The sequence below is a fragment of the Aeromonas rivipollensis genome (assembly GCF_010974825.1).
Taxonomy (GTDB): Bacteria; Pseudomonadota; Gammaproteobacteria; order Enterobacterales; family Aeromonadaceae; genus Aeromonas; species Aeromonas rivipollensis.
On sequence record NZ_JAAILA010000007.1, the window covers coordinates 279036 to 294056 of the forward strand.

13 protein-coding genes are annotated in these 15021 nt (G+C 63.7%); 8 read left to right on the forward strand and 5 right to left on the reverse strand.

Going from position 1 to position 15021, the window contains the following annotated elements; translation table 11 throughout:
- Positions 1 to 91: 91 nt before the first annotated feature.
- Entirely contained in the window at positions 92 to 2611 is a 2520-nt protein-coding gene (locus G4923_RS05060) for a class I adenylate cyclase (RefSeq protein ID WP_106885148.1), read from the reverse strand.
- 322 nt (positions 2612 to 2933) lie between these two features.
- Here G4923_RS05060 and hemC point away from each other — a divergent pair, with 322 nt between their 5' ends.
- From hemC to G4923_RS05080, 4 genes are read left to right on the forward strand one after another with little or no spacing between them, the layout of a single operon-like run.
- Positions 2934 to 3863 carry a hydroxymethylbilane synthase gene (gene hemC / locus G4923_RS05065; RefSeq protein ID WP_163135824.1) on the forward strand — a complete coding sequence of 310 codons (930 nt, stop codon included), beginning with the start codon at positions 2934 to 2936 and terminating at the stop codon, positions 3861 to 3863.
- 46 nt (positions 3864 to 3909) lie between these two features.
- The gene (locus tag G4923_RS05070; protein ID WP_163135900.1) at positions 3910 to 4644 is read left to right on the forward strand and encodes a uroporphyrinogen-III synthase; all 735 of its coding nucleotides are present in this window, start codon (positions 3910 to 3912) and stop codon (positions 4642 to 4644) included.
- Positions 4641 to 5717, forward strand: a complete 1077-nt coding sequence (locus G4923_RS05075; RefSeq protein ID WP_163135826.1) for a uroporphyrinogen-III C-methyltransferase — start codon at positions 4641 to 4643, stop codon at positions 5715 to 5717. The genes G4923_RS05070 and G4923_RS05075 overlap by 4 nt, the downstream gene beginning before the upstream one ends.
- A gap of 10 nt (positions 5718 to 5727) precedes the next feature.
- A complete protein-coding gene (locus G4923_RS05080) occupies positions 5728 to 6891 on the forward strand; it encodes a heme biosynthesis HemY N-terminal domain-containing protein (RefSeq protein WP_163135828.1) in 1164 nt (387 codons plus the stop codon).
- A gap of 202 nt (positions 6892 to 7093) precedes the next feature.
- On the opposite strand, the gene G4923_RS05085 is transcribed toward G4923_RS05080, so the two are convergent.
- Together G4923_RS05085 and glpX are read right to left on the reverse strand one after the other, a co-directional pair.
- The gene (locus G4923_RS05085) at positions 7094 to 7345 is read right to left on the reverse strand and encodes a YkgJ family cysteine cluster protein (protein ID WP_025325492.1); all 252 of its coding nucleotides are present in this window, start codon (positions 7343 to 7345) and stop codon (positions 7094 to 7096) included.
- 162 nt (positions 7346 to 7507) lie between these two features.
- On the reverse strand, positions 7508 to 8518 hold the full coding sequence (glpX, locus tag G4923_RS05090) for a class II fructose-bisphosphatase (protein WP_041206766.1): 1011 nt from the start codon (positions 8516 to 8518) through the stop codon (positions 7508 to 7510).
- A 218-nt stretch (positions 8519 to 8736) separates the two neighbouring features.
- Between glpX and G4923_RS05095 the strand changes: the two genes are divergently transcribed.
- Positions 8737 to 9795 (forward strand): porin, encoded by a 1059-nt coding sequence (locus G4923_RS05095; protein ID WP_163135830.1) that lies wholly within the window; start codon positions 8737 to 8739, stop codon positions 9793 to 9795.
- An 86-nt stretch (positions 9796 to 9881) separates the two neighbouring features.
- Here the strand turns inward: G4923_RS05095 and G4923_RS05100 are convergent, their stop codons facing one another.
- Positions 9882 to 10361, reverse strand: coding sequence for a GNAT family N-acetyltransferase (locus G4923_RS05100; protein ID WP_163135832.1), 480 nt, complete (start codon positions 10359 to 10361; stop codon positions 9882 to 9884).
- Positions 10362 to 10623: 262 nt separating this feature from the next.
- Here G4923_RS05100 and G4923_RS05105 point away from each other — a divergent pair, with 262 nt between their 5' ends.
- The 3 genes from G4923_RS05105 to G4923_RS05115 all read left to right on the forward strand — a co-directional run bounded on the left by G4923_RS05105 (position 10624) and on the right by G4923_RS05115 (position 14560).
- Positions 10624 to 12666 carry a TonB-dependent receptor gene (locus G4923_RS05105; RefSeq protein WP_163135834.1) on the forward strand — a complete coding sequence of 681 codons (2043 nt, stop codon included), beginning with the start codon at positions 10624 to 10626 and terminating at the stop codon, positions 12664 to 12666.
- A 62-nt stretch (positions 12667 to 12728) separates the two neighbouring features.
- Positions 12729 to 13352 (forward strand): PepSY-associated TM helix domain-containing protein, encoded by a 624-nt coding sequence (locus G4923_RS05110; protein ID WP_106885156.1) that lies wholly within the window; start codon positions 12729 to 12731, stop codon positions 13350 to 13352.
- Between the two features lie 173 nt (positions 13353 to 13525).
- On the forward strand, positions 13526 to 14560 hold the full coding sequence (locus G4923_RS05115; protein WP_163135836.1) for an acyltransferase family protein: 1035 nt from the start codon (positions 13526 to 13528) through the stop codon (positions 14558 to 14560).
- On the opposite strand, the gene G4923_RS05120 is transcribed toward G4923_RS05115, so the two are convergent.
- The gene (locus G4923_RS05120) at positions 14532 to 14909 is read right to left on the reverse strand and encodes a winged helix-turn-helix transcriptional regulator (protein WP_163135838.1); all 378 of its coding nucleotides are present in this window, start codon (positions 14907 to 14909) and stop codon (positions 14532 to 14534) included. The genes G4923_RS05115 and G4923_RS05120 overlap by 29 nt on opposite strands.
- Between the last annotated feature and the right edge of the window lie 112 nt (positions 14910 to 15021).

Consider the following 15021-nt stretch of genomic DNA (forward strand, 5'->3'; position numbering starts at 1 on the left):
GTAGCACCACAAATACGACAACGGCCTGCATCATGCAGGCCGTTTGCTTTCATCCCGTTGGCGATGTGCCCGGCACATCACCCCGCTTCCATCACCCTACTTCCCGAGCCGCCCCCGGATTGTCACGCTGCGGATTCTGGCTGCGGTAGGGGATCACCTCCAGCTTGTCGCCCATCTGCACGATTTCATAATACTGGGGCAGGTTGAAGTTGCTGAACTGACCCGCATCGCTGAAACGCTCGTGGCCCGAGGTGTAGAAGCGGTTCACCCCCTGCACCAGCTCATCCTTGTTGCCGGCGAAGTGCTGGTAGATCTCCACCCGGTTCGCCTCGTCCAGGATATAGATGTTGGTGCCCGCATCCCGGGTATCGAAGAAGAACTGCACCAGCCCCTCGCTGGCGTAGGTGTCGACTATGCCGGGCAGGTGCTGGCTGTGGGTCTTGTCGAGCCGCAGCGGCAGGTGATCCAGCTTGTTGTGGGAGATGTGGCGGTAGAAGTCGATGGCGTTTTCCAGCTTCTTCACCGAGACCCCGCGCCGCTCGAAGAAGATACCGTACTTCTCCCGGCCAAGGGCCAGCGTCTTGACCAGCTGCTGCTTGTCGCGGGCCAGACGCAGTTCTATGCATTCGGCCACCAGCTGCTGGAAGCGGGTGCGCACCAGGGAGCGGAAGTGCTGGCTGTAACAGAACACCTCTATCATCTCGGGGGCGGCGGCATCCTGGTGCATCTTGCCGAGTATGGTGGTGAGGGCATCGACCACAGCCTCCTCCCCCTGGAAGTGCAAGGTGCGGATCTCGCTCCAGGAGTTGCGATAGACCAGATCCACGGATCCCACCAGACACTCCTGGTTGCGACCGAAGGAGAAGACGTCCGCGGCATTGGCGTCGAACTCGATCACCTGGCCCACCCAGTGGCTGGACGGGTCCGTCTCCAGGTTGAGGAAGATGGAGAGCTGGTGGATCTCGCAGGGGCGGCTCAGGGCCAGGTTGGTGGCGCGAGGGTACTTGACCGGGAAGGTCCCCGAGAGATCGCGACAAAACTGGTGCAGGTTGTCGATGTGCAGATCCGAGCCCTGATTGAACAGGTGCACCCTGGACTGGGGGGTCAGCAGGCCGTTGAAGTAGGCCCAGGCCACCAGCTTGCTGATGTAGCCGTTATATTCGAGCGGCGCCCGACCTATGATGTCGGCGGGCTCCAGAGAGTGCTTGTAGAGATACCAGCCGGCGCGATTCAGGCGGCCGTGGGGCACCTGCACCAGGCTGAGATCCGGCTCGCCGAGATCCGGCGCTATCTTGAGGTTGATCCGCTGCACCTTGCCCGGCAGGCTCTCGAAGGCGGCATAGAGCTTGCGCGACAGTATGCCGATATCTTCCGGGTTGATGGACTCGCTGATGTTGTTGCGGCGGGCGAACTGGATGAGGTTGCGGTAGCTCTGCATCAGGGCCTCCAGCAACTCGGCGTAGGCCACCTTGACGTCCTCGACCTTCCACTCCTGGCGATGATCCAGGTGATGCAGCCGCTCCGGGCTCCAGCCCCAGTAAGCCACCAGCTGGGCCATCTGCTCCCGGCGCCAGTCCGGGGAGTGCTCCTCCTTCGGGTGGCTCAGGCCGTCGCACACCTTGAGGTAGAAGCAGCGGCGCACCAGATCCAGGCGCTGCATGTCGCCGATGGATTTCAGGTAGTTGGTCACCTTGTCCAGCATCAGGCAGTAGTTGTCGAGCCGGTAGTGCATCCCCTCGTTGTGCTGGAACCAGTCGCGGCTGGTCACCGACAGCAGCCGGGTGTTGGGATACTCGTGGGAGTAGGCCTCCATCAGCACCGACTTGAGCACCGCCTTGTAGGGGGAATCTATGCCCTTGTAGAGCTGCCACAGGGCGGAGCCGAAGTACTCCTCGGCGGGAATGCGGTCAAAGCCCCCCAGATCGAGCCAGTCATCCTGGCTCAACTTGCCGTGGGCAAACAGGCCATTCACATAGTCGTCGTAGTGATCGTCATATTCCGCAGGCACCAGATACCAGAGCAGCCGCTTGCCCGCGATGTGCATGGCACTGCGGTAGAACTCGTCGAGCAGCAGCAGGTGCTGGGCGCTGCCGCAGCTCTCCCCCTGCATCTGGGCATCGTTGCGCTGGCGGAACTTGTCTTCGGGGATCAGGAAGAAGTTGAGATCGACCCCGCGCTGCTCGGCCCACAGGGAGAGGTGCTGGCACTTCTGCTCCAGCAGGGCGAGGCGTTCCTGGGACAAACCGGCCACGTGACAGACCCAGATGTCGAGATCCGAGTGGCAGCACTGACCGATGGAGGAGGTGCTGCCCATGGAGTAGAGGCCCTGGATCGACTTGTCGTGGGTGCTGAGGCCGCCCTGACAGTTGGCGTTCTGACACAGATCCTGGATGAAGGCTTGTTGAGCCTCGTTGGCGACGAAACTCCAGATACCATGAGGCACGTCCCCTGCCACATAACCTGGCAGAAGAGGATGATTGAAGTGCAGCATGACAGGCAGCAGTTGGAAGACCTGCTGCCCATAGCGACTCATGAGATCCAACGCTCGTTGCGTCTTGAGACGATTCAGCTCGTCGTAGCGCGCCACCAGCGTGTCGAGTTTTACCAGCAATGCCCTACCTATGGGGAAGATAAATGACGCACCAAAACGGGGAGACGTCAAAAAAGTGTGATCATGTTAACAATGCAAACAGCAGTGGTAAACAAGCCCGCACACAATCACCGGATTATTTCTGGCACGCCCCGTAACGGTATCAGCGGAAAGCAATAAAAAATAATATTTTCAATTAGTTGCCATCATATAATGAGCGAATGAAAATTAATTTCAGCGACCCTTTTTGAGCTTGGCCCCGCTTTTGCCGGCTGCGCCATGAAAGCCCCTGCAAAGGGTGGTAAGATCGTTTTCCTCACTAAAGATGAAACAACTGATTGATATGGCAGCCCGAACCCTGAGAATTGCCACTCGCAAGAGCCCACTGGCCCTGTGGCAGGCCAACTTTGTAAAAGATCGGCTGGAAGCCCTCTATCCCGATCTGCGAGTCGAACTGGTTCCCATGAGCACCCAGGGTGACAAGATCCTGGACACGCCGCTGGCCAAGGTCGGCGGCAAGGGACTCTTCGTCAAGGAGCTGGAGACTGCCATGCTGGAAGGGCGGGCCGACATCGCCGTCCACTCCATGAAGGACGTGCCGGTGGAGTTCCCGGAAGGGCTAGACCTGCACACCATCTGCGAGCGCGAAGACCCGCGCGATGCCTTCGTCTCCAACCGTTTCCAGCAGATCGACGAGCTGCCCCAGAGAGCCGTGGTCGGCACCTCAAGCCTGCGCCGCCAGTGCCAGCTGCGGGCCGCCCGCCCGGATCTGGTGATCCGCGACCTGCGCGGCAACGTCAACACCCGCCTCGCCAAGCTGGATGCCGGTGAGTACGACGCCATCATACTCGCCGCCGCCGGCCTGAAACGGCTGGAGATGGCCCATCGCATCACCGCCTTCATCGAGCCGGAGCAGAGCCTGCCCGCCAACGGCCAGGGGGCGGTCGGTATCGAGTGTCGCCAGGACGACCACGAGCTGCACGCCCTGCTGGCACCCCTGGAGCACGCAGAGACCCGCATCCGGGTGCTGACAGAGCGCGCCATGAACCGCGCCCTGCAAGGGGGCTGTCAGGTGCCTATCGGTGCCTATGCCTTGGTCCAGGGGGACGAGGTCTGGCTGCGCGGCCTGGTGGGCAGCCCGGATGGCACCCAGGTGATCCGGGACGAGATCCGCGGCCCCCTGGCGGACGGCGAGGCGCTCGGCCACGCCCTGGCCCAGCGTCTGCTGGCCGCTGGCGCCGACGCAATTCTGGCCGAGGTCTACCGGGCATGAGTGCTGTCCTGGCCGGCTCATGGTCACCACCCCGGAACGCCACCTGATGGTCCCCCTGGTGGTGCGCCCGGCCGCCCAGGCCGCCCTGCTGGTGCAGTTGCTGCGCCAGCAGGGCCATGCACCGCTGTGCTGCCCGCTGCTGGAAATCCGGCCGGGCGACGAGCTGTCCCGCCTGCCCGAACTGCTGCCCCAAACGGACATCGTCATCGCCGTCAGCGCCCATGCCGTTAAATTTGCTCATCATTTTCTGTTGCAAACTGGTCTGACCTGGCCACATATTGACTACTTTACGGTCGGTCAGGCCAGCGCGGATGCCTTCAGCGAAGTCGGTATAGAGGCGAGCTGCCCTGACGATCCACGTAGCGAAGGGCTGCTGGCCCTACCCACCCTGCAACAGGTGAGCGGCAAGCGGGTGCTGATCCTGCGCGGCAACGACGGGCGGGATCTCATCGCCCGGACGCTGGCCTCACGCGGCGCACTGGTGCACTATTGTGCCACCTATGAGCGCCACTACCCCGAGCTCGACGGGGACGCATTGACCCGCCACTGGCAGGCAGCCGGCCTCGACAGCCTGCTCATCACCAGTGGTGAACTCCTGCAGCGGTTGCTGGCACTGGTGCCCGGCCCGCAGCGACCCTGGCTTTATGACCGCCTGCTGGTGGTGCCCAGTCCCCGGGTGGCCGAGATGGCCGAGGGAGCTGGTTTTACCCGTATCGTGATTGCCCAAGGTGCATCCAACCAGGCTCTGGTGGCCGCCCTGGAACTGAGGAAGATGGAATGACTGAACAGCAAGAAGTCCAGCCGAGTGCTGCGGCCCCCGCGGCCGACAACAACAAGCCCGAGCACAAGGCCGTCGGCAACAAGAAGGGTGGCGCCGGCGTCGTCCTCGGTGGCGTTGCCATACTGCTGGCCCTGGGGCTGACCGGCGGCCTCTATCTGCACGGCCACCAGAATGCCGTCGCCCAGCAGGCCGAACTAGGCGCCCTCAAGCTGCAACTGGCCGAGGCCATGGGCAAGCTGGATCAGAACAACAGCAAGGATGCCGAACAGTTCAGCGCCCTCGGCAAGAGCCAGCAACAGCAGCAGGAGGCGCTGGACGCCCTGCAGCACAAGGTGCTGGATCTCGACGACAAGCGCCCCAACGACTGGATGCTGGCCGAATCCGAATACCTGGTGCGCATGGCGGGCCGCAAGCTGTGGCTCGAGCATGATATCGTCTCCGCCATCACCCTGCTCGGCAACGCCGACGAGCGGATCAAGGCGCTCAACGATCCCAGCCTGATGCCCATTCGCAAGGCGCTGGCGGAAGACATAGCCCAGCTCAAGGGGATGCCGCGGGTCGATCGCGAGGGGCTGACCCTGAAGCTGGCCGCGCTCTCCGACCAGATAGAGCTGCTGCCCCTCTCCACCGTGAGCATGCCACAAGCCAAGGCCGAACCGGATCAGGCAGTCAGTACCAATCCGGACGAGTGGGAGAGCAATCTCAAGAAGAACTGGGTCAAGTTCACCGAGAACTTCATCACCATACGTCGCCGCGACGGGGCCGTGGAGGCCCTGCTCTCCCCCCAGCAGGAGATCTTCCTGCGCGAGAACCTCAAGACCAAGCTGTTGCAGGCCCAGCTCGCCGTCTATCGCGAGCAGCAGGCGCTCTATACCGACAGCCTGGAGAAGGCCCAGCGCTGGCTGACCCAGTACTTCGACACCGACAACAGCGCCACCCAATACATGCAGTCCGAGCTCGACAAGCTCAAAGGCGAGCAGATCCAGTTTGACTACCCGGATCAGTTCAAGACCCAGTCCATGCTGGAACAGGTGCTGACCGAGCGCCTGCAACGCATCCTGGCCGGCAACTGAGGAGGAGACCATGATTCGTCTGATCGTCGTGGTGGCCGTGATGGTCGCGGGCCTGATCTTCGGCCCCGAAGCGTCCGGCAACAAGGGCTATGTGCTCATCTCGCTCGGCAACTACACGGTGGAGTCTTCGGTCACCAGCGCCGTGATCCTGGCGGTACTCTTCTACGGCGCCCTGCTCATTGTCGAGTGGGTGCTGGGCCGGGTCTTCGGCCTGCGCCGCAAGACCCAGGGCTGGTTCGGCTCGCGCCGTCGCCGCAAGGCAAACCTGCAAACGGTGAATGCCACCCTGGCCATGGCCGAGGGGCACTACAACCAGGCCGAGAAGCTGCTGATCAAGGGGGCCGACAACAGCGACACCCCGCTGCTCAACTACCTGAGTGCCGCCAAGGTGGCCCAGGCCAGGGGCGATGATGTGCGCCGGGATCACTACCTGCAAAAAGCGCAGGAGGAGAACCCCAAGGCCGAGCTGGCATTGACCCTGATCCAGACCCAGCTGCAGATAGAGCAGGGCCAGTACGACAGCGCCCTCGGCCGGCTCGAATCCGTCTACGCCCTGCACCCGCGCCACCCCATGGTGCTGGATCAACTGCGCCAGGTCTATCTGGCCCGGGAGGACTGGGCGGCCCTGATCGATCTGGCTCCGGCCCTGCGCAAGGTGGGCAAGTTGACATCGGTGCAGGAAGAGGCGCTGCTGCACCAGGCCTGGACCGGCCGTCTCGAGGCCGCCAGCGGCGCCCTCGAGACCCTGCGCCCGGTGTGGCAGGCGCTGCCCCGCAAGCTGCGTCAGGATCCCGCACTGCTGGCCAGCTACGGGGATCGTCTGCGCCGGCTCGGTGCCGACAGCGAGGCGGCCGACCTCTGGCTGGAGGCCCTGCGCAAGGATCCCTCCCCAGAGCTGTTCGCCCGCCTGCCCAAGCTCAGGCTGGATGACTATCAGCCCATGCTGACCCTGCTCAAGAAGATCCAGGATCAGCCGGGCGCCGAGGCGGCACTGGCACGAGTCTACCTGCTGGCCGGCCAGCTGGACGAGGCTCAGCGCCTGCTGGAGCAGGAAGTGGCAAAGGCGCCGGATGCCGCCCTCTACCATGCCCTCGGGCAGGTGATGGACAAGCGCCGTCTCACCAACAAGGCCAACGAGTACTATCGTCAGGCCCTGCAACTGGCCGACGTCTGAACCGAGTGACAGAGAAAACCAAAAAGGCCGCAATTGCGGCCTTTTTCTATTCCGGTGTCCCGCGTTGGTTCGGGATGTCTCTCCGCCCCCTTCTCCCCTTCTTTTCAAATAAGCGGGAGCAGGGGCGAAGATGAAGGGGTCACGCTTTTTCTCCCTTCCCCCCTCGCGGGAGAAGGGGAGGGGATGAGGGGTCCTGACTAGCCTAGGCCGTCAGCCGCTCCATCTCGCCGATAAGCCAGACGGCCTCCTGGCGGTGCGAGCCGCATACGTCCTGCATGGGCCTGAAGCTGCTGCACACCGCAGGACGCTCGGGCTGGCCGAAGATCTTGCAGCCCAACCACTGGTCGAGCTGAACACAGGGAACGCCAGCCGGCTTGCCCTCCGGCATGCCGGGGATGGCACTGCTGATACTGGGGGCTGTGCAGCAGGCACCGCAACCTTGACGACATTCCATATGATGCATTCCTGTGCATGGCGAAGCAGTCTATCAAAGGGCCCCGATTCCCCTTAGCCTTATCCGTCCTGTTCCTCGAAATAGTCCAGGCCCCGGCGCGTGGGCAACAAAAAGCCCGACGGCAGCAGCGGTCGGGCTTTTCAGTGACAGGGCTTTCGCGCATCAGAGAATGATGTCGCGTACCACACTGTCCTTGCGATCCAGGAAGTGGATCGACTTGATGCGGCGAATGGTTCTGGACTTGCCGCGGATCAGCAGGGTCTCCGTGGTCGCCATGACGCCATTGCTGGTGATGCCTTCCAGCAGATCACCCTTGGTGATGCCGGTGGCCGAGAAGATGACGTTGTCATTCTTGGCCAGATCTTCCAGCTTGAGCACCTTGCTCACGTCGATGCCGAGCTCCTGGCAACGGGCAATCTCCTGCTCGCCCAGGGCACGCACCTCGGGGCTGTCCCCCTTGACCTGGTGACGGGGCACCAGGCGCGCCTGCATGTCGCCGTCCAGGGCGCGGATCACCGCCGCCGAGATGACCCCTTCAGGGGCGCCGCCGATGCCATAGAGCATGTCCACTTCGCTGTCCGGCAGGCAGGTGAGGATGGAGGCAGCCACGTCCCCGTCGGGGATGGCGAACACCCGCACGCCCAGCCCCTGCATCTCCTTGATCGCCTTGTCATGACGCGGCTTGGCCAGGGTGATGACGGTCAGGCGGGAGAGGGGCTTGCCGAGTGCCTTGGCCACGGCCTTGAGGTTCAGCTCCAGGGCCTGATCGAGATCGATGGCACCCTTGGCACCCGGACCCACGATCAGCTTCTCCATGTACATGTCGGGGGCCTTGAGGAAGGAGCCCTTGTCGCCCACAGCCAGCACGGCCAGGGCATTGGACTGCCCCATGGCAGTCATGCGGGTGCCCTCTATGGGGTCGACCGCGATGTCCACGGCGTCGCCCTGACCCGTGCCCACCTTCTCGCCGATGTAGAGCATGGGGGCTTCGTCGATCTCGCCCTCGCCTATCACAATCTCGCCATCGATCTGGATCTGATTGAGGATGTGACGCATGGCCGCAACGGCCGCGCCATCGGCGATATTCTTGTCACCACGTCCGAGCCACTTGTAGCCAGCCAGTGCAGCCGCTTCCGTCACTCGGGAAAATTCGATTGCCAGTTCACGTCTCATCGCATATCCAACCTTAGGAGCTCGAAAACGGGCGGCATTCTACCACAAGGGCAAACCTTTGCGCGCAAAAGTGGCGGCTCGCCACATAAATCGCGGTTTTCATCCCGCTGACATGAAACCGCCACGGTTTGTTCACCCCCCGGTCACCCCGCTGTCATCTGCCCCTCCTAGCATGGCCCCGTCTTTTAAAACAGAAGCTTGCAACACAAGGGATCATGATGAAAAAGCTGACAGTAGTAGCATTGGCTCTCACCGCCGCCTTCCAGGCTCAAGCCGTCGAAGTCTATAAAAAAGACTCCACTCTGCTCGATCTCTATGGCCGCATCTACGCCGGCCAGTTCTTCGGTGAGAAGAAGGAGCTGGATGCCAATGGTGACATCAAGAACGAATACAGCGACAAGCAGGGCGCCAACCAGTTTGTCCGCCTGGGCGCCAAGGTAGAGAGCGAGATCAACCCGGGTCTCAAGGCCCTGGCCCAGTATGAGTTGCAGATCTACGTCAATGACAGCGAGAAGACCGTCAGCGAGAACTCCGACAACATGCGCACCCGCCTGGCCTTCGCCGGTGTGGGCGCTGACTGGGGCAATGTCACCTTCGGTCGCCAGAAGGGCGCCCCCGGCCTGCTGGCCGACTGGACTGACGTCTCCCTCTCCGACGGCTACGGCAACGACGCCCTCGGCGCCAAGACCGACACCTTCGCCACCAACCGTGCCGGCTCTGTGCTGAAATACTCCGGCCTGTTCAACGGCTTCCAGGTCGATACCAGCTACAAGTTCGACGGCGGTGACACCGAAGAGACCACCAGCAAGGACAGCGATGCAGCCTACGGCGCCGCCCTGGCCTACACCTTCCCGTTCAACCTGGCCCTGGGTACCGCCTACAACGTGGGTATCCGCGACAAGAGCGGTGAAGAGGATGCCAAGCTGTGGCTGATCTCCGCCAAGTACGACAACAAGGCCGTCTATGCCGCCCTGAGCTACGCCGACGGCAGCGACTTCCTGGCCACCGGCAAGGATCACACCGGCTGGGAAGGGGCGCTCGGCTACAACTTCGAGAGCGGCTTCGGCCTGATGGCCCTGTGGAACAAGCAGAAGGTGGAGCAGAGCGGCAAGAGCGATTACGACTCCATCGACTACTACACCCTGGGTGCCCAGTACAAGTTCAACAAGAACCTGAGGGTCATCGGCGAGTACCGCATCAACAACCTGGACAGCAATGACAGCGGCAAGCTGAACACCAAGGATGACTTCCAGCTGGCGGCCCGTTACGACTTCTAACTCCAGCCCCAGACAAAACGGCGCGCAGATCCCTCTGCGCGCCGTTTTTCATTCTCCCCTCCCGCCTTGGGGCTGAGCCCCAGAGGCTAGAGCTTCTTCTGCCAGAACAGGGCCCGGCCCACTTGCGGGTTCAGCTCATAACCCTCGAAACCGCTGGCCTTGTAGGCGGCCTGCGCCACCTTGTTGCCCTCCAGCACCTCCAGGGTCAGCTTGCAGCAGTCGAGCTCCCGGGCGAGCTGCTCCACCCCGGCCAGCAACGCCTTGCCGATGCCGCGGCCACGATGGGCCGGGTGCACCGCCAGGTCGTGGATATTGAGCAGGGGCCGGCAGGCGAAGGTCGAAAATCCCTCGAAGCAGGTGGCCACCCCGACCGGCTGGTCATCCACCCAGGCCAGCAGCACATGGGCACCACTTCTCGCCGCCAGGGCCTGCGCCAGATTGGACTTCACCTCGTCAGCCAGGGGGGCGCCGCCGCCCATCTCGTCCCTGGCGTATGCGTCGAGCAGCGCCACCAGCGCCTCGCCATGGTGTCGGTTATGAAGATCCGCCCTGATGATCTCTGCCATGTCCCTTCCTGTTCCATCAGTGATGCGCCATGGCGCGTTCTGGCCATGGTAACCCCGCCGCTCACCCATCTCCAAACCGGGGCATGAACCCGGCCGGTGCCGTCTGACTGCGCCCATTTCCATCGATGTGGTTTTCTTACATCTTTCCCTTGCAAGGCAAATGAAAATCAATATCATTAGCGCCCTCTCGAAACGAGAGACACCAATAACTACAAATAAATCAATAAGTTCAGGCCAACAGGTCGATAAGAGTCACACCCAGATGCATAACCCCAACTCCCCGCGCGCCCTGCTGGGCGTCGCCTTGCTGGCCTTCTGTGCCAGCCCCCGCGCCGAAGACGAGACCCTGACCGTGGTCGGCAAACGCAGCCAGCACGAAGAAGTGGCCACCGCGACCCGCACCGCCACCCCGGCCAAGCTGGTGCCCCAGACCATAGAGAGCGTCAAGGCCAGCGAGCTGACCGCCTACGGCCAGCCCACCCTGAGCGAGGCCCTGACCGGCATTCCCGGGGTCAACGCCAGCGGCGACACCCGCTTCGACGGCGTCAATATCCGCGGCTTCAACGCCAGCAACGACTTCTACCTCGACGGCCTGCGGGACGACATGCAGTACACCCGGGATCTCGGCAACATAGAGCGGGTCGAGGTGCTCAAGGGACCGGCCGCCGTGCTCTACGGCCGTGGCAGCACGGGGGGCATCATCAACAGGGTCAGCAAGACGCCCCAGCGCGGGCAGGCTTCCAGCGTCAGCGCCCGGGTCGGCAGCTTCGACAGCCGACGCTTCGCCGCCGACCTCAACGCCGAGGCGGGGGAGCGGGTGCAACTGCGCCTCAACCTGGCCCAGGAGGACAAGGAGAGTTTTCGTGACGACGTGACCAGCAAGCGCACCCTGCTGGCCCCCGCCGTGAACTGGGAGATAAGCGACAGCCTGAACTGGCTGGTGCAGTACGAGCGCAACGAGCACGACCGCACCCCGGATCGCGGCATCCCCGGGGTCGATGGCCGTCCCGCCGACGTCCCCATCGAGAGCGTCTACAGCGACACCAGCCGGGACTTCATCGACGATCTGGCCCAGTCCACCCGATCCCGCCTTAGCTGGGACATCAACGATCAGTGGCAACTGCGCCAGCAGCTCGGCTACACCAGCCTCGACAGCCAGTTCGACAACACCTATGTCACCGCCGTCAAGGGTGACAAGGTGACCCGTGCCCGCTGGCAGCAGGATCTCAAGGCCAACAGCCTCACCAGCAACACAGAGGCCGAGGGCCAGCTGCAGACAGGCCCCGTCGCCCATCGCCTGCTGGTGGGCTTGGAGCAGGGCTGGCAGGAGCGCACTCCCAAGCTCTACCAGAACGCCACTCCTATTCCCCCGGGGGATCTGTACGACCCCGGCTCACTGCCAAGCTACAACGGCACCATGAAGCTCTCCAGCGACGCCAGGCACAGGGTGCGCGGGGTCGGCCTCTATCTGCAGGATCAGCTCAGTCTGGGTGACTGGCACCTGCTCGGCGGCCTGCGCCGGGACGCGTTCACCGTCACCAGCCGCCGCAACGATCTCGACAAGGAGGAGACCCTCTCGGTCACCAGCCTGAGCCCGCGCCTGGGCCTGGTGTGGAACCCCATAGAGGAACATGCCTTCTATACCTCCTACAGCAAGACCTTCACCCCTGTGGGCGGGGAGCTGATCGGCATCACCCCGGGAGACAAGAACAACAAGCTGGATCCCCAGCACACCCGGCTCTACGAGGGGGGCGTGAAGAGTGACTGGCTGAACGGTCGCCTGGCCACCACCCTCTCCCTCTACCGGCTGGAGATGTACAACAAGCGCAGCAAGGATCCGCTGGATCCTACCAAGGTGATCCTCACCGGCCTGCAACGCACCGAGGGCATAGAGCTGAGCGCCCGCGCCCAGCTGACCGACGCCTTCTACCTGCATGGCGGCATCGCCATCCAGGATGCGGAGCAGGTCAAGGCGGACGCGGATCTGCAGGGCAAGCGGCCGAGCAACGTCTCCCGCGAGAACGGCCAGCTGTTCGCCGGCTACCAGAATGGCCAGCAGGGCTGGTATGGGGAAACCGGGGTGACGGCGGTGGGGGATCGCTTCGCCGACAACGCCAACACCACCACGCTGCCCGGCTACGCCCGCTATGACGCCCGCGCCGGCTACCGTTGGTCCCAGTGGGATGCCCAGCTCAGCGTGGAGAACCTGACCGACCACGACTACTTCGTCAGCGCCACCAGCGCGGCCCAGATCATGCCGGGCAGCCCCCGTCAGCTGAATCTCACCGCCGCCTACCGCTTCTGATCCCCCTTGTCCACAACCCCACTGGCCAGCCTCTGCTGGCCAGTTTTTTATGACGCACCACCATGAAGAAACCCAAGAGACTCCCCCTTCACAACAACAAGTGGGTGCGCCGCATCCACGCCTGGGCCGGCTTTGCCACCCTCACCCTGATGCTGCTCTACGGCCTGACCGGCCTCTGGCTCCAGCACAGGGCCGTGTTGCCCCTGCCCGGCCCCCACACCGAAAAGTCGAGCGAGGAGATAACGCTGGCCGCGCCGCTGGCGAGCCCGGACGCCCTGAAAGCCCTGCTGCAACAGCACTACCCTGAGGGCTTGGAGGAGGGGCGGCTCAGCATCACCCCGGCCCGGACCCTGCCCACCCCCACAGGCCCCCTCACCCTGCCGGCACGCTGGGAGCTGCGCGGCGTTACCCTGAGCCAGAGCCTGACCGCCAGCTATGTGGAAGGCACCCTGCTGGTGCAGACCGAGCTGCAACGGGCCAACGTCGCCGCCAGCCTCAACCGGCTGCATCGCGGCATGGGTACCGGCCTGGCCTGGCAGCTGTTTGGCGATCTGGCGGCGCTGGCCATGCTGCTGCTGGCCCTCACCAGTTTGCTGATGTGGAACAAGCTGCACGGCCCGGCCGGCCGTGGCATAGCCCTGCTGCTGACGGGCGCCGTCGCGACGGCGCTGGTCGCCCTGCTCTAGGGCTTTTACCGACACCAAAACGGGATCCGCCTCCCACCCGGGGTAACCCTGCCCTCCCCCAGGGTAACAAAGGGTAACCGGCCACCGATGGGGGTCACAGTTGGCGACCCCCTGACTGGAAGGGGCATGTGTCCGGCTGCTAGGGTGCCGGGTTTCAGCCGTCGGAAACCATAATGCGCATCTCCAGCATCGAGTGCGGGCGAGTCCTGGCCATCCTGGCCGTGATGACCATTCACCTCTCCCCCTTCAGCAATCCGTTCGATCCCACACTGTGGAATGACTCCCTCTATTTCTGGCTGGGGGGCGCCATCAACCAGCTCTGCCGCTTCGCGGTGCCGCTCTTCTTCCTGTGCGCCGGCTACTTCCTGCAACCCGCCCTGGCCGCAGGCAAGCCTATGGCGGTGGCGCTGCGCTACTGCCGCCCCCTGCTGGGGCTCTGGCTGGCCTGGAGCCTGCTCTATCTGCTGGTGCCCTTCAACCCAGTCGCGGCCATGGCGGAAGGCTATCTGCCCGCCATGGCGGGCCAGTGGCAGATGCAGCTGGGGGATCCCCTCAACGCCTGGTGGGTGGGCGGTATGATCCACCTCTGGTTCCTGCCCGCCCTGATGCTGGCCGTCCTGCTGCTGGCCCTCTGCTGGCTGGTCAGTCTGCCCCGACTGGCCCTGGTGGCGGGCGCCCTGCTCTACGGGCTTGCCCTGATCGGCGGCTCCTATGGCTCGCTGCTAGGGGGTGAGTGGGCCCTGCTGACCCGCAACGGCCCCTTCTTCTCGCTGCTGTTCGTGGCCCTTGGCGCCGAGCTGCGCCTGCGTGGCTGGCAACCCGATGCCCGGCGCAGCGCCCTGCTGATGGTGGCGGGTATGGGTCTCTATGCCCTGGAGGCCGCGGGCCTGCTGCGTTTCGCCGCCGTGCCCCTCAACCGTCATGACTTCCTGCTGGGCTCCCTGCCCTGGGCACTCGGCCTGTTTGGCCTGCTGCTGGCAAACCCAAACTGGGGCAAGGGCAGCTGGCTGGAACGCCAGGCCCCCAAAGTGTTGGGTCTCTACTGCCTGCATATGATGCTGGTGGTCTGGCTGATGATCTTCGGCCCCCAGGGCAAGCTGCTGTGGTGGGAGCTGGTCAAGGTGCCGGTGCTGCTGGTGCTCTCCCTGCTCGCCTGCCGGCTGCTGGCGACGAACCGGATCAGTGGCTGGCTGCTGCGGGCTCGCTGAGGGGGTTAGCGCTGGCCGCTGCGGATCCGCTCTTACCGGCCAGCAGGTCGGCGTGGGCGAGGGCGAAGTCGTGCATCTGTTGCAGCAGAGGGAGAAGGGCTACCCCGAGCGGGCTCAGGGCATATTCGACCCGGGGCGGGACCTCGGGATAAAGAGTGCGCAGGATGACGCCGTCCGCCTCCAGCTCCTTGAGCTGGGCGGTCAGCACCTTCTGGCTCACCTCGGGCAGGCAGCGGCGCAGGTCGCCAAAGCGCAGGGTCTGGGCGCGCAGATGAAACAGGATGGCCGGTTTCCATTTACCGGCGAGCAGGCGCAGCACCTGATAGGCGGGGCAAGGGAGTGGGGACAAAGGATGGCTCGCGACTGGTTACTTTGGGGTAACTATGCCACCAAAATGTGCCTTCTTGCAGCCAAAATGCCGGCTTCCTATGATGCGGACTCCGTCATTCAACGCCCAAGAG